General features: G+C 62.3%; 14 protein-coding genes. 11 read left to right on the top strand and 3 right to left on the bottom strand.

Annotation, left to right across the window (positions count from 1 at the left end; translation table 11 throughout):
• Positions 1-59: 59 nt before the first annotated feature.
• From KI241_RS11245 to KI241_RS11260, 4 genes are all read left to right on the top strand, one after another.
• On the top strand, positions 60-1,346 hold the full coding sequence (locus tag KI241_RS11245) for an MFS transporter (protein WP_047735462.1): 1,287 nt from the start codon (positions 60-62) through the stop codon (positions 1,344-1,346).
• Entirely contained in the window at positions 1,339-2,166 is an 828-nt protein-coding gene (locus KI241_RS11250) for an amidohydrolase family protein (RefSeq protein ID WP_212803699.1), read from the top strand. The genes KI241_RS11245 and KI241_RS11250 overlap by 8 nt, the downstream gene beginning before the upstream one ends.
• Positions 2,167-2,575: 409 nt before the next feature.
• Positions 2,576-3,772, top strand: a complete 1,197-nt coding sequence (locus tag KI241_RS11255) for a halovibrin HvnC (RefSeq protein WP_212803700.1) — start codon at positions 2,576-2,578, stop codon at positions 3,770-3,772.
• A gap of 82 nt (positions 3,773-3,854) precedes the next feature.
• On the top strand, positions 3,855-4,547 hold the full coding sequence (locus KI241_RS11260) for a DUF2599 domain-containing protein (RefSeq protein ID WP_080922105.1): 693 nt from the start codon (positions 3,855-3,857) through the stop codon (positions 4,545-4,547).
• Here KI241_RS11260 and KI241_RS11265 read toward each other — a convergent pair.
• On the bottom strand, positions 4,544-5,245 hold the full coding sequence (locus KI241_RS11265) for a cyclase family protein (RefSeq protein ID WP_042730904.1): 702 nt from the start codon (positions 5,243-5,245) through the stop codon (positions 4,544-4,546). The two genes, KI241_RS11260 and KI241_RS11265, sit on opposite strands and share 4 nt — an antisense overlap.
• Positions 5,246-5,749: 504 nt before the next feature.
• Here KI241_RS11265 and KI241_RS11270 point away from each other — a divergent pair.
• The 4 genes from KI241_RS11270 to KI241_RS11285 are packed head-to-tail and all read left to right on the top strand — an operon-like array spanning position 5,750 to position 10,876.
• Positions 5,750-6,232, top strand: a complete 483-nt coding sequence (locus KI241_RS11270) for a formate dehydrogenase subunit gamma (protein WP_212803701.1) — start codon at positions 5,750-5,752, stop codon at positions 6,230-6,232.
• A complete protein-coding gene (locus KI241_RS11275) occupies positions 6,226-7,785 on the top strand; it encodes a formate dehydrogenase beta subunit (RefSeq protein WP_123578072.1) in 1,560 nt (519 codons plus the stop codon). Before KI241_RS11270 ends, KI241_RS11275 begins: the two co-directional genes overlap by 7 nt.
• Positions 7,782-10,658 (top strand): formate dehydrogenase subunit alpha, encoded by a 2,877-nt coding sequence (gene fdhF, locus KI241_RS11280; protein WP_212803702.1) that lies wholly within the window; start codon positions 7,782-7,784, stop codon positions 10,656-10,658. Before KI241_RS11275 ends, fdhF begins: the two co-directional genes overlap by 4 nt.
• Positions 10,655-10,876 carry a formate dehydrogenase subunit delta gene (locus tag KI241_RS11285; protein WP_212803703.1) on the top strand — a complete coding sequence of 74 codons (222 nt, stop codon included), beginning with the start codon at positions 10,655-10,657 and terminating at the stop codon, positions 10,874-10,876. The genes fdhF and KI241_RS11285 overlap by 4 nt, the downstream gene beginning before the upstream one ends.
• A 77-nt stretch (positions 10,877-10,953) precedes the next feature.
• Here the strand turns inward: KI241_RS11285 and KI241_RS11290 are convergent, their stop codons facing one another.
• Positions 10,954-11,484, bottom strand: a complete 531-nt coding sequence (locus KI241_RS11290) for an AidA/PixA family protein (RefSeq protein ID WP_042731835.1) — start codon at positions 11,482-11,484, stop codon at positions 10,954-10,956.
• A gap of 1,086 nt (positions 11,485-12,570) precedes the next feature.
• Here KI241_RS11290 and KI241_RS11295 point away from each other — a divergent pair.
• The 3 genes from KI241_RS11295 to KI241_RS11305 all read left to right on the top strand — a co-directional run bounded on the left by KI241_RS11295 (position 12,571) and on the right by KI241_RS11305 (position 16,340).
• Positions 12,571-14,460 carry an ATP-binding protein gene (locus KI241_RS11295; RefSeq protein WP_042732799.1) on the top strand — a complete coding sequence of 630 codons (1,890 nt, stop codon included), beginning with the start codon at positions 12,571-12,573 and terminating at the stop codon, positions 14,458-14,460.
• 192 nt (positions 14,461-14,652) lie between these two features.
• Entirely contained in the window at positions 14,653-15,891 is a 1,239-nt protein-coding gene (locus KI241_RS11300; protein WP_212803704.1) for a porin, read from the top strand.
• 41 nt (positions 15,892-15,932) lie between these two features.
• Complete coding sequence (locus KI241_RS11305; RefSeq protein WP_237614155.1) at positions 15,933-16,340, top strand: phosphate ABC transporter substrate-binding protein; 408 nt, start codon at positions 15,933-15,935, stop codon at positions 16,338-16,340.
• A 3-nt stretch (positions 16,341-16,343) separates the two neighbouring features.
• Here KI241_RS11305 and KI241_RS11310 read toward each other — a convergent pair whose 3' ends face one another.
• Positions 16,344-18,698 (bottom strand): EAL domain-containing protein, encoded by a 2,355-nt coding sequence (locus tag KI241_RS11310; protein WP_212803705.1) that lies wholly within the window; start codon positions 18,696-18,698, stop codon positions 16,344-16,346.
• Positions 18,699-18,841: the final 143 nt, after the last annotated feature.

An 18,841-nucleotide genomic window follows, 5' to 3' on the forward strand; every position in this document is an offset into this window, starting at 1 on the left:
CCCTGCAGCGGCGCGGTTCGCTCTCGGCTGCCTTTGATTCGACTATAAGGATAAAAAACATGTTCAGTTGGTATCGCCAAGTCACTGCGCGGGAGCGCAAAACGTTCTGGGCCTGCTTCGGCGGCTGGTCGCTCGACGCGCTGGAAGTGCAAATGTTTGGCCTGGCGATACCGGCGCTGATCGCCGCGTTTGCCTTGTCCAAGGGGGATGCGGGGCTGATCAGCGGCGTGACCCTGGTCACCTCGGCGCTCGGCGGCTGGGTCGGCGGCACGCTGTCGGACCGCTACGGCCGGGTGCGTACGCTGCAATGGATGATCCTGTGGTTTTCTTTCTTCACCTTCCTGTCGGCGTTTGTGACCGGCTTCCATCAACTGCTGGTGGTCAAGGCGCTGCAAGGTTTCGGCATTGGTGGCGAATGGGCCGCCGGTGCGGTGCTGATGGCCGAGACCATCAACCCCAAGTATCGCGGCAAGGTCATGGGCACGGTACAGAGTGCCTGGGCAGTGGGTTGGGGCCTAGCCGTCGGGGTCTTCACGCTGATCTACTCGTTCGTGCCCCAGGACATGGCCTGGCGAGTGATGTTCATCGTTGGCCTGCTGCCGTCGTTCCTGATCATCTGGGTGCGGCGCAACGTCGAGGAACCCGACAGCTTCCAGCGCCTGCAAAAGGAAAAGGCCATTCCGCAGAACTTCTTCAAGTCCCTGGGCGGCATCTTCCGGCCTGAACTGATCCGCGTGACATTGTTTGGCGGCCTGCTGGGCTTGGGTGCCCACGGCGGCTATCACGCGGTGATGACCTGGTTGCCGACCTTCCTCAAGACCGAGCGCAACCTGTCGGTACTCAACTCCGGCGGCTACCTGGCGGTGATCATCTTCGCCTTCTGGTGCGGTTGCGTGGTCAGCGGCCTGTTGATCGATCGCATCGGCCGCCGCAAGAACATCGTGTTGTTCGCGCTGTGCTGCGTGGTCACCGTGCAGTGCTACGTATTCTTGCCGCTGACCAACACCCAGATGCTGTTCCTGGGTTTCCCCCTGGGCTTCTTCGCGGCCGGCATCCCGGCGAGCCTCGGGGCGCTGTTCAACGAGTTGTACCCGGCGGATGTGCGGGGCGCCGGCGTCGGCTTCTGCTACAACTTCGGCCGCGTGCTGTCGGCGGTGTTCCCGTTCCTGGTCGGGCACATGAGTGATTCGATGTCGCTGGGATCGGCCATTGGCATCGACGCCGGCATCGCCTATGGCGTAGCGGTGATCGCGGCGCTGTGCCTGCCGGAGACCCGTGGCCGTAGCCTGGAAGCGTCGAAGCAACCAGAACATCCCGTTACCCCCAGCGAGAGCGCCCATGCCTGATACGCGTTCGCCGATCACCGGCATCGACTCCCACGCGCATGTGTTCAGCCGCGAGCTGGCGCTGGTCGCCGCGCGGCGCTACACACCCGACTATGATGCGACGCTGGCGCAGTACCTCGACCACCTGCACGCTCATGGCCTGAGCCATGGCGTCCTGGTGCAGCCGAGCTTTCTCGGCACCGACAACCGCTACCTGCTGGCCGCGTTGCGCCAGGCGCCGGAGCAATTGCGCGGGGTGGTGGTGCTGGAGCGGGGCGTGAGCCGCGCCGAGTTGCAAGACATGGCCCGGGCAGGCGTGGTCGGCGTGCGCCTGAACCTGATGGGCCAGGCCTTGCCGGATTTTCGCGAGGCTGCCTGGAAGGCCTTTTTCGCTCACATCGCCGAGCTGGACTGGCATGTCGAGTTGCACCGCCATGTCGAAGACCTGCCGGAATTGATTCGCCAATTGTTGCCCCTCGGCATCCGGCTGGTGGTCGATCATTTCGGCCGTCCGGATGCGCGCCAGGGCCTTGGTCAACCGGGCTTCGCCGAGCTGATGGCGCTGGGTGCGAGCGGGCAGGTGTGGATGAAGGTGTCCGGTATTTATCGATTGGCTGGAACGGATCGCCAGAACCTCGAGTTCGCCCAGGCGGCATTGGCTGTCCTTGAGCAGCGTTTCGGTCCCCAACGACTGGTGTGGGGCAGTGACTGGCCGCACACGCAGCATGAAGAACACGTCGGCTTCGAGACGGTCATCGCACAGTTGCGTGGGTTGGAATGTTCGGCGTCGTTGATGCAGGCGTTGATGGTCCAGGCGCCCCAGGCGCTCTTCAAGTTTTGAGGCGGCCGGCGTGTAGCGTGTAGGAGGTGCTCAAATAGAGTTGGCTGCCGTAGGAAAGGTTGCGTCTCTCACGGCAGCAGCAACGCCTTGAAACGCAGATGACGGCAGCGGTCCCGTGCGTCGAAATCGATCTGCCTGGCCAGCATGGCGACTAACCATCGTTCCGCTCGTCAGCGCTGTCATATCTGACAGTAGAGTGGCTACTGGGCTTGTCATAGGCTGCTTACCAAAGTGCAGGGCGTGTCATGACTGTTCAAGACTGATCGCGTTATATGGCTTAGATGGAGCTGTTGCCTGATGTCGGGGCTGATAAGCAGGGGTTGAGTCATTGAATTTCGTACCGTTTATGAGGCGCTTGGTTTGCAAGGTGGTGAGCACTTCACCGTTGAGTCATTAACGAGGCCCGCTTATGAAAACGATACTTTGTTTTTCCGGACTTGGCTTGCTCGCTGTTTGTTATCAGGTGAATGCGCAATGGGTTGCGGGTAATACGGGCAACTCCTGGGTCGAGGGGCAGGCGACATTGGCTGCCATTCGTAATCAATACGCTAATGCGGCTGAGAATTGTGGCACAAATAATCGCCCGGCATTTCTCTGCAGTGGCGTTGTCTTGAGGGTGACCAAAAAGTCTAATAACTACAGGGTTTGGGATCCCAGTCCTGCTTCGCAACAAAGAGGAGGGGTGGCGTTTTCCTATTTGAGAGCGGATGCCAAGTTTCAGACGTTTGCCTGGGGGTTCAATAACGGCTATGTTCTTTATCCCAAGTTTCTGGCACCGGCCAATAAGCTTTCGCTTGGCGTTGTTTGCTCATTCCCGATGGATTCGTGGGATTGGCATCGCGATTCCTTGTGCGGACGAATAACGTTAGAGGGAAACAAATACTACGAAGTCAGTCGACCCTGCCAATCGCAAGGCATCACCAATTCAGATCAGTGGGCCAATCACTGGAACCAATCGGTGAGCGGCAATCCCCACTTGGAACAGTGTGGCTTCGATGTCGCGAGCGGTACGGCTAACGGCGCAGTTTTTTTCTATGAGTCAGTCAAAGCCAAGCAGAAAGTCAATGGCTTTTATGAGTGGAACGAATTACAGATCACTACCTGGCCCCAGGGCAGCGCTCGCACGCTACCCATCCAAGCCTTCTTTTATTCGGATCCTGCCGGCCTGGCGGATGCGCGAACCAATCAAAAAGAATTCTATAGCGATAGCGGAGGCATCGTTGTTCCTATCATAAGCGTCCGTTTACCCATGACGGCGGATCAGGACGTGCTTTTCAATTTCGCTCCTAATGATCAGGAAGTGATGGCAGGAGACGGGACAACACCGTCCTATTCGGAGCAGCCCTGGATAGTGAGCCCGATGGAGGGAGCTACCGTAACGCCACCCTTCAGAATTTCCGGTAAAAGTGCACCTGGCGCAACCGTCGACGTATGTTTGGAGGGCGGTGGGTATTGTTTTGGCGCTCCCGTGGTCGCTGACGCAAATGGTTATTGGTTTATCGACGGCGCGCAATTAAGCCCTGGGGACTATAGGTTTACGGCAAGACAGACAGCGAATGGTCAGGTGTCGGCGTGGGCAAATAACCGAACGATAAAGGTCCCCTGATTAGTTTAAAAAATTGGAAATTTGTTCTGCCGGATGTCGATGAAAAAAGAAGAGCACTCAGCGGATAAGCAGGGGCGCGGCGATGAAAGTTAATGTGCTTTTATTATTGTTAGTTGTCCAGGTCGCTTATGGTGCTGATCAAGGAGCGGGCGGCGCGTGTGCACAATACATTGAGTCAGCGGCCTGGTCAGAGCGTTACGATCCGGGAACGCAAAGAAACGAATGGAGTTTGTCTGTGATACCCACCGAATGTGGCCGGGCGATACAGTCCAACCAGACCAATGCGGAGTACGCCGAGTTGGTTCAAAAATTCGGTAACGATTGGCAGTGGAAATATCACGATGGGGGAGGCATGCGTCGTCAGTTGGTGTGTCACTTGGCGATTGCTCGAAGTAAAACACCGTGGAATCTGGAACCCTATAGGCCCGATGTGTCACATGAGGTTTCAATCCAAAATGGCTGTAATAATGGTGTGGGCACTGGGAGCGGAGCGATACCGGTGTACCCAGCGCCCCCACTGATTTTGAGCCCGACGCAGACCAGTCACGTAACTCCACCCTTTACCATTTCGGGAAAAAGCGCTGCGGGCGCGATGGTGGATGTGTGCCTTGAGGGGGCGGGCTACTGTTTTGGCAAACCAATCGCCGATGGGCGCGGAGACTGGATCATTGAAGGGGCCGGGTTGGCGCCGGGATCTTACAGGATGACAGCAAGGCAGACATCGGGTGGGCAGGTGTCAGATTGGGCTGAGTACCGAACGTTCACCATCCCCTAGGGCGCAAACGCCAACACACTGGCCGGCGAGCCAGACCCGGCCTCCAGGCGCAGCACGCCAATCACCAGCGTGCAGCCGGTGGCCGGTAGCTGGTCGAGCTGGGCGAGGCATTCGAGGATGATGCCGCCGCGTTGCAGCACCCCTCGGTTGCTGGTGAACGTGGTTTCCTGGCCTGGGTCCACCCCATGGGTGTCGATGCCGATGCCGGCGATGGCGCGTTGCTCCAGTAGGAATCGGCTGGTGGCGGCGCCGACGCCCGGGAAGTGCGGGCCGTGCGCATCAACCTGGATGAAGCGTTGCGGATCCGCCCAGCGCGACTGCCAACCGGTGTGGAACAGCACCACGCAACCCTCCGGGATCCGGCCATGTGCCTGCTCCCAGCGCTCGATGTCCTGAATGCCGATGATGTAGTCGGATTCATCCCCCACACGGCTCGCCAGGTCCACCACCACGGCGGGCCGTACCAGGGATTCGGCGGTGTAGCCGTCGATGCCCATGGCGCCGGCGTCGAAACTGTTCGGCGCATTCATGTGGGTGGCGCTGTGCTCGCCCATGCTGAAACTGCGCAGGTGGTAACCGTCCTTTTCCAGCGAAGCCTCGGTCTTGAACACCACCGGTGGGTCATTGGGCCACAGCGCGATGTCGGGGTGGATCGGGTGGCTGAGGTTGACGATTCGGTTGAAATGAATGCTGGGCATGGCGGGCGTCCTGTCTGGCGGTTGCTGGCGATATTGTTGCAGCCAAGCCTGTGTTGTCACCTCGATCCAGACGGGGATGGCATGGTGTTGTGGTGGTTGAATATCGCTACGACGCTTGTCGCTTATTTGTAACCTGATGTTGGGATGCTCCGGCGCGCCTGTTTTCCCTGCCATCCCAGCGGACGACCGTCAGCCCGTCAGTCCAACCCTTCGCTGGGGTTCGCCTACACTGAAAGGGTTATCTGACTTTCCTGTAGGCACAGGACGACTTCCCAACCCAAGTCGCTTTCAGAACACGTTTAGTCGCCTGTGTGCTACCGCCCAGCGGCGGGAATGGCAAGCTGTGATGATGCCCCGGACCGAGTGCGCCAAAGACACTTGGCCGGTGAGCGAGAATGGCGACCGGATTTGCCACGCTACCGTGACGTGGGCCGGACGCCGCAGCCAAGACTCCGGACAGCTGCCGCCAGGCGGCAGTGTCGTTCGAGATGCCGAGGTACGTTTATGCCTGATGAGACGCTTCACCTGCCTTTGATTCAGAGTGTGTTGGCGCTTGAAAAGGACACCCCCGGTGCCTTGCTGCCCATCCTGCACGCCATCCAGGAAGGCTGCGGGTATGTGCCCGACATCGCCGTCCCCGAAATCGCCCATGCCCTCAACCTCAGCCAGGCTGAAGTGCGTGGGGTGATCAGCTTCTACCACGATTTTCGTACCACGCCACCGGCCCGCCATACCTTGCGCCTGTGCCGCGCGGAGTCCTGCAAGAGCATGGGCGCCGAGGGCCTGGCCGCGCAATTGCGCGAACACCTGTCCCTGGACGACCACGGCACCAGTGCCGATGGCCGCATCAGCCTGCGGCCGGTCTATTGTCTGGGCGCCTGCGTCTGTTCGCCGGCCCTGGAACTGGACGGTGAGCTGCATGCACGCCTGACCCCGGAACGCCTGCGCCAACTGGTCAATGGTTGCCTGGAGGATGGCGCATGCTGACGCTCTGCATTGCTCGTGACTCGGTAGCCCGTGCCGTGGGCGCGGACAAGGTGGCCACAGCGCTGGCGGCGGAGGCCGAGCGCCGACAACAGCCGCTGGCGTTGCGACGTACCAGTTCCCGTGGCCTCTATTGGCTGGAACCGCTGGTGGAGCTGGAACGCGATGGCGTCCGGCTGGGCTTCGGCCCGGTCACGCCGCAGGACGTGCCGAGCCTGCTGGATGCGCTGGCCGGCGACCCGAGCAGCCACCCGCTGGCCCTGGGGCCGGTGGAAGACATACCTTATCTCAAGAGCCAGCAGCGCCTGCTGTTCGCCCGTGCCGGCATCACCCAGCCCTTGTCCCTGGACGATTACCGTGCCCAGGGCGGCTTCCTCGGGCTGGCCCGCGCCGTCCAGATGGATGGCGGGGACGTGGTCGCCAGTGTCCTCGATTCCGGCTTGCGCGGTCGGGGCGGGGCGGCGTTCCCGGCGGGCATCAAGTGGCGCACCGTGCGCGAGGCCGTGGGGCCGCAGAAATACGTGGTGTGCAACGCCGACGAAGGCGACTCCGGAACGTTTGCCGACCGCATGTTGATGGAGGGCGATCCGTTCCTGCTGATCGAAGGCATGATCATTGCCGGCATCTCTGTCGGCGCCACCCTGGGCTACATCTATGTGCGTTCGGAATACCCGGACGCGGTCAGTACGCTGAACGACGCCCTGGGCATCGCTCGCGCCGCTGGCTACCTGGGCAAGGACGTGGCCGGCAGCGGTCGCACCTTCGAACTGGAAGTCCGGGTGGGGGCAGGGGCCTACATCTGCGGTGAAGAAACGTCGCTGCTGCAGTCGCTCGAAGGCAAGCGCGGCGAAGTGCGAGCGAAACCGCCGTTGCCCGCGCTGCAAGGCCTCTTCGGCCTGCCGACGCTGGTCCACAACGTGGTGACCCTGGCTTCGATACCGGTGATCCTGGAGAAGGGTGCGCAGTTCTATCGCGATTTTGGCATGGGCCGTTCCCTGGGCACGATGCCGTTCCAACTGGCCGGCAACGTCCGCCAGGGTGGTTTGGTCGAGCGCGCGTTCGGCCTGACCCTGCGGGAATTGGTGGAAGGCTACGGTGGCGGGACTGCCAGCGGTCGACCGTTGAAAGCCGCCCAGGTGGGCGGACCACTGGGGGCTTGGGTGCCACCTTCGCAATTCGATACCCCGCTGGACTACGAAGCCTTCGCCGCCATGGGCGCGATGCTTGGCCACGGCGGCGTGGTGGTGGCTGACGACAGCCTCGACATGGCCCAGATGGCCCGGTTCGCCCTGCAATTCTGTGCCGAAGAGTCCTGCGGTAAATGCACGCCTTGCCGGATCGGCTCCACCCGTGGGGTGGAGGTGGTCGATCGCTTGATCGCCAGTACCGATACCGCTGTTCGCCAGGAACAGGTGCTGTTGCTGCAAGACCTCTGCGACACCCTGCAATACGGCTCGCTCTGCGCCCTTGGCGGGATGACGTCCTACCCCGTGGCCAGCGCCCTCAAGTACTTCCCCGCCGACTTCGGTCTGGCGACCACGGAGGCCGACCAATGATCAACATCTTCGATCCCAGCAGCGATATCGACCTGGGTACCCCGGCGCGCGAAAGCGAGGTGCAGGTCAGCCTGACCATCGACGGACGTGAAATCAGCGTACCTTCCGGTACGTCGGTGATGCGCGCGGCGGCCTTGCTCGGCACCACCATTCCCAAACTCTGTGCCACCGACAGCCTGGAAGCCTTTGGCTCCTGCCGCATGTGCCTGGTGGAGATCGAGGGCATGCGCGGCTATCCGGCGTCCTGTACCACGCCGGTGACCGAGGGCATGGTGGTCAGCACCCAGACGTCCAAGCTCGCCACGTTGCGCCGCAACGTCATGGAACTGTACATCTCCGACCACCCGCTGGACTGCCTGACATGTCCGGCCAATGGCAATTGCGAGTTGCAGACGGTGGCGGGGCAGGTGGGCCTGCGCGAAGTGCGCTATGGCTACGAGGGCGCCAACCATCTGAGCGATGCCAAGGATGTTTCCAACCCCTATTTCGACTACGACCCGAGCAAATGCATCGTGTGCAGCCGCTGCGTTCGGGCTTGCGAAGAGATCCAGGGCACTTTCGCGCTGACGATCAGCGGGCGTGGTTTCGACTCCCGGGTCGAAGCGGCCGGCGGTGAGAATTTCCTCGATTCCGAATGCGTGTCGTGCGGTGCGTGCGTGCAGGCCTGCCCGACAGCCACCCTGATCGACAAGAGCGTGGTGGAGATCGGCCAGCCGGAGCGCAGCGTCATCACCACCTGCGCCTATTGTGGCGTAGGCTGTTCCTTCCGTGCCGAGATGAAAGGCGAGCAACTGGTGCGCATGGTCCCGGACAAGAACGGCCAGGCCAACCACGGCCACTCCTGCGTCAAGGGCCGTTTCGCCTGGGGCTACGCGACTCACCCGGACCGCATCACCAAGCCGATGATCCGCAAGCACATCAACGACCCGTGGCAGGAAGTCAGCTGGGACGAGGCGGTGACGTATGCCGCCAGCGAATTGCGCCGTATCCAGCTCAAGTACGGGCGTGACTCCATCGGTGGCATCACCTCCAGCCGTTGCACCAACGAAGAAACCTACCTGGTGCAGAAGCTGGTGCGTACCGCATTCGGCAACAACAACGTCGACACCTGCGCCCGTGTTTGCCATTCGCCCACCGGTTATGGCCTCAAGCAAACCCTGGGCGAATCGGCCGGCACGCAGAATTTCGACTCGGTGATGAAGGCTGACGTCATCCTGGTGATGGGCGCCAACCCCACCGATGCGCACCCGGTCTTCGGTTCCCAGCTCAAGCGTCGTCTGCGCCAGGGCGCTCGGCTGATCGTCATCGACCCACGTCGCATCGACCTGGTGGATTCGCCCCACGCCCGTGCCGAGCTGCACCTGCAACTGCGTCCAGGGACCAACGTGGCCATGCTCAACGCGCTGGCCCATGTGATCGTCACTGAAGGTCTGGTTGACCAGCCGTTTGTCGCACAGCGCTGCGAGGCGGCCGATTTTGCCCGCTGGAGCGATTTCGTCAGCCTGCCAGAGAACGCGCCCGAGGTCTTGGAAGCGGTCTGCGGCGTCCCGGCCGAACAGATCCGCGCCGCCGCACGGCTCTACGCCACCGGTGGCAACGCTGCCATCTACTATGGCCTCGGCGTGACCGAGCACAGCCAGGGCAGCACCTCGGTGATGGGCATCGCCAACCTGGCCATGGCCACCGGCAACATCGGCCGCGAGGGCGTCGGGGTGAACCCGCTGCGTGGGCAGAACAACGTCCAGGGTTCCTGCGACATGGGCTCGTTCCCCCACGAGTTGCCGGGCTATCGGCACATTTCCAACGAAACGGTCCGCGCCGAGTTCGAGCAGGCCTGGAACGTGACCCTGCAACCCGATCCGGGCCTGCGCATCCCGAACATGTTCGAGGCCGCGTTGGATGGCACCTTCAAGGCGCTTTACTGCCAGGGCGAGGACATTGCCCAGAGCGACCCCAACACCCAGCACGTGACCGCGGCGCTGAGTGCCCTGGAATGCGTGATCGTCCAGGATATCTTCCTCAACGAAACGGCCAAGTTCGCCCACGTGTTCCTGCCGGGCAGTTCGTTCCTCGAGAAGGACGGTACCTTCACCAACGCCGAGCGACGCATCTCCCGGGTGCGCAAGGTCATGGACCCGCTGGCCGGCAAGGCTGACTGGGAGGCCACGATCGCCCTGGCCAATGCCTTGGGCTACAAGATGGACTACAGCCATCCTTCGCAGATCATGGATGAGATCGCCCGCCTGACACCGACTTTCACCCGCGTCAGCTACGCCGAGCTGGATCGTCACGGCAGCCTGCAATGGCCGTGCAACGATGCCGCGCCGGACGGGACGCCGACCATGCATATCGAGCAATTCGTGCGCGGCAAGGGTCGATTCATGCTCACCGGGTATGTGCCCACCGAGGAAAAGGTCAACAACCGTTATCCACTGCTGCTGACCACCGGCCGTATCCTCAGCCAGTACAACGTCGGTGCCCAGACCCGGCGCACCGACAACGTCGCCTGGCACGAGGAGGACCGCCTCGAAATCCACCCGACCGACGCCGAGAACCGTGGCATCGTCGATGGCGATTGGGTCGGCATCGGCAGCCGTGCCGGGCAGACCGTGCTGCGGGCGAAGGTGACCGAGCGCGTGGCGCCGGGCGTGGTTTACACCACGTTCCATTTCCCGGAGTCGGGCGCTAACGTGATCACCACCGACAACTCCGACTGGGCCACCAACTGCCCGGAATACAAAGTGACGGCGGTGGAGATCGTGCGGGTCAGCCAGCCTTCGGAATGGCAGAAACGCTACCAGGCGTTCAGTGATGAACAAGGCCGCCTGCTGAGGGAACGCCGTCATGCCGAGAAAGCCGAGGTGCGCCGATGAGTTCTGACAGCTTGATCAAGATGGCCAACCAGATTGGTCAGTACTTCGCCAGTGAACCGGACCCTGCGGTGGCGGTGCGTGGCGTGTACCAACACATCAAGAGCTTCTGGACGCCAGCCATGTGTCGCGACTTGACGGCCTGGCAAACGAAACATCCCGAGGCGGTCCTGCACCCGTTGGTATTGGCGGCATTGCTGGAGTTTGAAAAAGCGGCCTAGAAAGCCAGCCCCGTCAGTCCACAAAGCCCCGTGGGCGCACAGCTGACTGTGCTCCCACGGGGCTTTTTGCCTTTCGGTTATTGGTTATTGACGGTGACGTAGGGGTCCCACGTGTTGGTCGGGCCAATCTGGTTCAGGTTGCGGTCCAGCAGCACGAAGTAGATTTGGTACCAGAGCTTTCCCGGGCTCAATGCAGTGGACTGCCAGAAGGTATAGGTCACATCGGTCTTGGAGATACCACCAGGGGCACCGTTGTCCAGATAAGGCACGGGGATGCCGGGGATATTGAAGGGTGTCGGTTTCGAAATCGTGCCCTTGTAATCACCGCCCTGGTGCGGGTTGCCGATCTCGACGTCCTTGATCAACGCGATGCGGTCGAAATTGCGCGACAGCGTGGTGGCTCGCCAGCGAATGATGTCACCGGGATTTACATCGAACCACAACTCGTTACCGCCTTCGCCTTCGCCGCTGGTGATGTTGGCATGGCTGTCGACGGCACTGCGGGTTACCAGCATGGCAATTGCGCCGCCTACGTCGCCGGGGTGGGCGAGCAGGTAATCGGCATCAACGTTGACGAGCACATCAATGGTTTGGGTTGCTCCAGACATGTTTATCGCTCCTTGATCGAACAGCATTGACGACCTCACCCTCAAAGGGCGTCCGGGCCACCCGGTCCCTGGGTGTGGTCTCGGGGAGGAACGATAGGTGATGGCCTTATAGAGTCAAACTTCGTTTTTTTGACGTTAGCGAAACGCAGCGGAACGCGACTAGGGTACTTTTCTGATCTGGTTGGGTTATTGGCAATTTCCTATGAGTTGCTGGGTATTTATCTGGCGGGAGCAGTAGGAAAAGGCGGACAGCGGGTACTGGCAGAGGCTGGCGCATTGGGGTGTTTTCTGGAGGCCCGTTGACAGTGCCACCGCCTTCGCGGGCAAGCCCGCTCCCACAGGTCTTGCTGGTGCATGCAAAGGCTGCGTACACCCTCAATCCTGGGTGGGAGCGGGCTTGCCCGCGAAAGCGGAGTGTCTGCCATGAAGATGCTGAATGAGCCACCATCTTCGCGGGCAAGCCCGCTCCCACAGGTCTTGCTGGTGTATGCAAAGGCTGCGTACACCCCCAATCCTGGGTGGGAGCGGGCTTGCCCGCGAAAGCGGAGTGTCTGTCATGAAGATGCTGAATGTGCCGCCGTCTTCGCGGGCAAGCCCGCTCCCACAGGTCTTGCTGGTGCATGCAAAGGCTGCGTACACCCTCAATCCTGGGTGGGAGCGGGCTTGCCCGCGAAAGCGGAGTGCCTGCCATGAAGATGCTGAATGTGCCGCCGTCTTCGCGGGCAAGCCCGCTCCCACAGGTCTTGCTGGTGCATGCAAAGGCTGCGTACACCCTCAATCCTGGGTGGGAGCGGGCTTGCCCGCGAAAGCGGAGTGTCTGTCATGAAGATGCTGAATGTGCCGCCGTCTTCGCGGGCAAGCCCGCTCCCACAGGTCTCGGTGGTGTATGCGAAGGCTGCGTACACCCCCAATCCCCTGTGGGAGCGGGCAAGGTGGGTTTCAGCGAGATTTTCGGGCGCGTTTCGTTCGCTCATTCGCTGTTGAGCACCCGACGCCCGCACCGGTTTTGTGATCTATAGTTTCTCCAGTCAATCGTTTTGCCCGAACGCCGCAAGGAACACGCCGGTTCAACGCAGGGAGCGCATCATGTCGTTTCAACGGCCAGATGGACTGAGGTTGGCCTCCGGTATCGCCAGGTCCGCGGAGACGGTTTCCCAGGCCATGGGCCGCGTCTTGCGGCGTGGGCTCGGTCATGCCAAGGAGGCGTATGTCCTGTTTCCGCTGCTGGCGGTTTTCCTGTTGTTGGCCATCTGGCTGACGACGCTGTACCTCATCACCAGCGAACTGACCCGGGCGCGGCATAACGCGGCGGCAGTCAGCCTGGAAGTCAGCGCGACCTATGAAGCCCAGATGCTGCGGGCGGTCCATGAAATCGACCAGACCCTCAAGCTCGTCAAGTACACCTACGAGGCCGAAGGCCAGCGCAACCCGCTGCCCAGGCTGAAGGAGCGGGCATTGTTGCCGCCGTCGCTGTTGTTTGACGTGAGCGTGATCGACGCCGATGCCAGGTTGGTGGCCAGCACCCGGGCCAACGAAACGGAAGTGGTCGACGACGCGGACGACCTGCGCACGTTGCGGCGCGACGACACGCTGTTGATCAGCCGCCCCTGGAGAAACCCGCTCAACGGCGAATGGCGGTTGCGCTTCAGCCGGCGCCTCAGTTCGGCCGATGGCGGGTTCGCGGGGGTCGCCAGGGTCGAGGTTGACGCGAACTATTTCGTCAGCAGCTACGATGCCTCGAAGCTCGGCGAGCAGGGCGTCTTCGGGTTGCTGGGCACCGACGGCGTGTTCCGGGTGCGGCGCACCGGGGAGACGGTGCAGGCCGGTGACACGGTGGATTACGCGGCGCTGGTGCCGGACACCGAGGACACCCAGGCGCTGCTGCTGACCAACGATTGGGACGGCGTACGCCGCTACACCAGCGCTCGGCAGCTCTATGACCTGCCGCTGGCGGTGATCGTCGGGTTGTCCGAACAGGAGCAGCTGGCGGCCGTCACCCAGCAAGCCCAAACCTATGTGTGGCGGGCCGCGGCCGGCAGTCTGGTGTTGATGTTCCTGGTGGTGTTGCTGAGCCGCATGAGCTGGCAGCTGGCACAGAGTCGCCTGCGCACCGCTGAAGCCCAGACTCAGTTGGTGGCCGTCGCCCGCCAGGCCGGCATGGCCGAGATCGCCACCAACGTGCTGCACAACGTGGGCAACGTCCTCAACAGCGTCAACGTTTGCGCCGAGGTGCTGACGCAAAAACTGCGCACCAGTAAAGCCTTGGGCCTGGGCAAGGCGATGCAGTTGATGAACCAGCACACCGAGGACCTCGGCCACTTCATCTCGCAGGACGAGAAAGGCAGGTTGCTGCCCGGCTACCTGAACCAGGTGGTGGAGGCCTTGGCGGTCGAGCAGAAGAGCATGGCCGAAGAGCTTGAGCAGTTGACCAAGAGCATCGATCACATCAAGGAAGTCGTGGCGGCCCAACAATCGTATTCAGGCGCTTCCAGCCTGCGCGAGACCGTGCAGGTCCAGCAACTGATCGAGGATGCGTTACGCATGAACGCCGGCGTGCTCACGACCCGCCACGTCACGGTGCAGAAGGCGTTCACAGGCTTGCCGGCGGTTGAGTTGGACAAGCACCGGGTGCTGATGATCCTGGTCAACCTGATCAAGAACGCCGGCAACGCGATGGTCGACATGGCGGATCGGCCCCCGGTGATCACCTTGCAGGGCGAGCTGAACACGGAACAGACCTTGATCATCCGGGTGATCGACAATGGCGAGGGGATCGCCGAGGACAACCTGACGCGCATCTTTGCCCACGGCTTCACCACCCGCAAGGATGGCCACGGTTTCGGCCTGCACAGTTGCGTGCTGGCCGCCATGGAGATGGGCGGGGCATTGAAGGTCCAGAGTGCCGGGCCGGGGCAGGGCGCCACCTTCACCCTGGAACTGCCCACCCGGCCTTCGGGCCCGACCGGCCGGGCATGAGCCGGGCGGGTGGCGGTTTGTCGACTACAATGTCGTTCGTGGCATCACCGAATGCCTACTGAGCCAACGTTACAAGGATTAGAACGCATGGTGGCAGTCTCCCCGGGCAATTGCGCAATCAATGTCGTTACACGTTCCAGGGCGCCAGCGAGCCTGGCTGAAATCTCCCTTGCCATAGGGCTGCACTGACCCATGACGCCACGACTCAACCCCCTGGCGTTGGCCGTGATGGCCCTGTGCGCCTGCACCGCGCACGCCGCCGACGCCCAGGGCCCGACGTTTTCAGTGAGCAGCTTCGGCACGGTGGGGATGGTTCACTCCAACGAGAAAAACGCCGACTACACCTCCAGCATCTACAAGCCCAATGGTGCCGGGCACACCCGCGACTGGAGCGCCGATGTCGACAGCCTGATCGGGGCCCAGCTGACCGCCCGTTTCAACCCGCAGCTTTCTGCGGTGGTGCAGGTCATTTCGGAGCAACGTTACGACAACAGTTACCGGCCCTCCCTGGAGTGGGCGAACTTCAAGTACCAGGTCACGCCGGATTTCAGCCTGCGCATCGGTCGCACGGTGCAGCCGGCCTTCCTGTTTTCCGACACTCGCAAGGTCGGCTACACGCTTCCCTGGGTACGGCCGCCGGGCGAGGTGTACAGCATGATCCCTGTGACCAGCACCGACGGCATGGACCTCAGCTACCGGCTGCACGTGGGCGATGTTGCCAACACGGTGCAGGGCAACGTGGGCCAGAGCACGGTGAAGATGCCCCACGGCACGGGTGAAACCCGCGCCCGGGAATCGTGGGGCGTTTCCAACCTGACCGAATACGGCGCCTTGACCACGCGCATCACCTTCCAGCAGACGCATTTGACCTACGAGCCCTTCAACCCGCTGTTCGATGATTTCCGGCAGTTCGGCGCGCAGGGCGACGACATTGCCGACCGCTATGACACCAAAGGCAAGCATTTCAACTTCGTCGGCGTGGGCGCCATCTACGATCCAGGCGACTGGTTCGTCATGGGCGAATGGGGGCATTTCAAAAGCCACGCGGCGTTTGGCGAGATGAGCGCCTGGTACGTCAGCAGCGGCTACAGGATCAATGCGTTCACACCCTATGTCACCTATGCACGTTCCAAGACCCTGAGCGAAACGTCCACTGAGGGGCTGGACACCTCGAACCTGCCGCCTGAGCTCGTGGGGCCGGCGGGTGAGCTCAACGGCGCGCTCAACGGCATCCTCGGCTCAGGCAGCCGCCAGCAGACCCTGTCCCTGGGCGTGCGCTGGGATTTCACCAAGAACATGGACGCCAAGCTGCAGTACGACCACACGCGCCTTGGCAGCACCGCCACTGGACCGTTGACCAATTTCCAGCCGGACTTCGAGCCCGGTGGCTCGTTCAGCCTGCTCAGCGTCGCCGTGGATTTCGTGTTCTGATGGGCCCGATCATGCGCTTTCTCAAGCACACGGGGTGTGCGATGGCAGGCGTCGTATTGTCCGCTGGCAGCACGCTGGCGATGGCCGAGGTGGTGGTGGTCGTTGCCAGTGCCAGCCCGGTGAAGACGCTGGCGGGCAGCCAGGTGGCGAATATCTTCCTGGGCAAGACCAATCGTTTTCCCGATGGCGGGCAGGCCGTTCCCATTGATTTGCCCGAGGGCTCGGCGATTCGCGACGAGTTTTACACCCGCTTCACCGGCAAGTCCGCCGCCCAGCTCAAGGCGCACTGGTCGAAGATCATTTTTACCGGCCGGGGCCAACCGCCGGAAACCCTTGGCAGCAGCGCGGAGGTGAAGAAGTACCTGGCCGGCCACCCCGACAGTGTCGGCTACATCGATGCGCGAGACGTGGACGACAGTGTCCGGGTGCTGCCGGCGGATCCGCCGTGAGGACTAGGGGTGAGGCGCTTGCGCTTGCAGCAAGGCCTGGAACTGGTCGGCGGGCATCGGCTTGTTGAAGTAGAACCCCTGGAATTCATCGCAAGCGTTGTCCCGCAGGAAGTCGGCTTGCTCCTTGGTTTCCACGCCCTGGGCCACCACCGTCAGGCTGAGGCTGCGGCCCATGGTGATGATGGCCTCGGTCAAGGCCCGGTCCTCCGACACCCGGGCCACGTCCCGAATGAACGAGCGGTCGATCTTGATGGCGTCGAGCGGGAACTGCTGCAGGGCCGAGAGCGATGAGTAGCCGACGCCGAAATCGTCGATGGCGATGCGCACGTTCAGTTGCTTGAGCCCGGTCAGGACCTGGAGGGCAGCCTTGACGTCCTGCATCAGCAGGCTCTCGGCGATCTCCAGTTCCAGCAGGTTGGCGTCCATGCCGGTCTCGGCCAGGACAGTGGCAAGGTCGCTCAGCAGCGCGTCGTCGAAGAACTGCCGGGCCGTCAGGTTCACGGCCACGCACAACCGCGCCAGTCCCTGTTGTTGCCAGGCGACGTTTTGCAGGCAAGCCGTCCGCAGCACCCATTGGCCGATGGACACGATCAGGCCCGTCTCTTCGGCCACCGGAATGAACTGCATGGGCGCCACCAGGCCAAGGTCGGGGTGTTCCCAGCGCAACAGCGCTTCCATGCCGGTGATCTGCCCGCTGCGGATGTCGCGCTTGGCCTGGTAGTGAAGCCTGAACTCATCCCGTTCCAAGGCATGGCGCAAGCCCAGTTCGAGGGTTTGCCGCTCCAGTGATTCGGCGTTCAAGCGCTCGGAGTAGAACTGGAAGGTGTTCTTGCCCTGCTGCTTGGCCTGGTACATGGCGATGTCGGCGTTTTTCTTCAGGGTCTGTTCGTCCTGGCCGTCGCGGTCGTACAGGCTGATGCCAATGCTGGCGGTCACGCGAAACTCTTGCCCTTGCAGGTTGAAGGGCCTGGCAATCGCCCCGAGGATTTTCTGGGCGGTGGCCCCTACGTACTGTTCATCCGACAGCTGCGGCAGCAGAATCACGAATTCGTCGCCGCCCAGGCGGGCGACGATGTCGCTTTCGCGCAGACAGGTCTTGAGACGGTGGGCGACTTCTTGCAGCAACTGGTCGCCGGCATCGTGGCCGAGGGTGTCGTTGATCAGTTTGAAGCGGTCGAGGTCGAGGAACAGTACGGCCATCTGGCGTCGATAACGGCTGGCTTCGCGAATGTTCTGCACCAGCAGTTTGCTGAACAGGCTGCGGTTCGGCAGCGCGGTGAGGCCGTCGTGGTAGGCCAGGTATTCGACGCGTTCGGCGTAGGCGACCTTGGCTTCGGCAGCCTGCAGACGGCTTTGCGCCAATTGCCAGCTCATCCGGCTGAGCAGACCCGCCAGGCAGATCAGCAGCAGGCTGGCTGCGGTGGCTCGATGCAAATAGACCTGGGCCTGGCGGGTCACGGCAAGCAGTTGTTCCTCTTCGGACAGCCCGACGATCACCGCCAGGGGAACGTCGTAGAGCTGGCGGGCACTGGTGTAGCGGCGCACGCCGTCCCAATGGTTGACCAGCAGCAACGCCTGGGTGTCCTCGGTGTCTGGCACCAGGGCTGCGTAGTCGACCGTATCGCCCGCCAGCAGGGTATCGCCGGTGCGCCGGACCCGGAACACCCCGTCGGTGCCCAGCAGCCCGAGTACCCCTTGGACGCCAAGTTTCGAGGGGTCATAGCTGCTGACGAAGTAGGCCGCGTCCACCTCGACGCGGGCCATCCCCGAGAGCGTGCCCTGCGGTCCATCGAGGCGCCGGCTGAAGCGCAATCGCCATTCTCCGGTGCGCGGGTCTTTCCAGGGACGGCTGACCAGCAGCGTGTCGTTGTGCCGTAGCGTGCGCAGTTCTTGCGGGTCATTGCCATGGCTGGTGTCGTTGGCGCGGGTGCTGGCGACCAGTTGGGCGTCGGCGTCGACCACGCTCACGTCGAACAACAGGGCCGGCGGCAACAGCGCTCGCTCCCTGAGCCCGGTGAGTGGGTTGTGCTCGCCTTGCGCCTCGTAGGCGTACTTGACGAGCTTGAGGGTCTGATCGATTTCACGCACCGCGCGCAGCATCTGGGCCTCATAGGTGGCGCTGATCTCCAGGCTCAATGTCGCGGCGTTGCGCTGGGCGCGGGTTTGTTCGACCTGGATGAGATAGAGGGTGGCGGACCAGAGGGCGATCAGCAGGAGCAGCGCCAGCAGCGGCAGCAGGACGTAAGCTTCCCTTATGCGGTCGAGGCCATGTCGAAAGAGCCGGGCTGGGGGGCGGGGCGATGCATCGGTGGCGACACCACGAGCCTGCCTCAGTCCACTCGTCCGTTGGATCGACATGATGTGCTCCGTGCGTTGTACCGGCATTCCAGGTTAGCGGACATCCGCCGGGGAAGAGACGGATGGCCGAAGCTCCCGATTGCGTCCATGCGAAAAGGTGTATCAACGGGTTCGCTGGAAACTATAGACCAAAAAATGCCCTT

This window comes from Pseudomonas sp. Cab53 (assembly GCF_018325965.1).
GTDB lineage: Bacteria > Pseudomonadota > Gammaproteobacteria > Pseudomonadales > Pseudomonadaceae > Aquipseudomonas > Aquipseudomonas chlororaphis_E.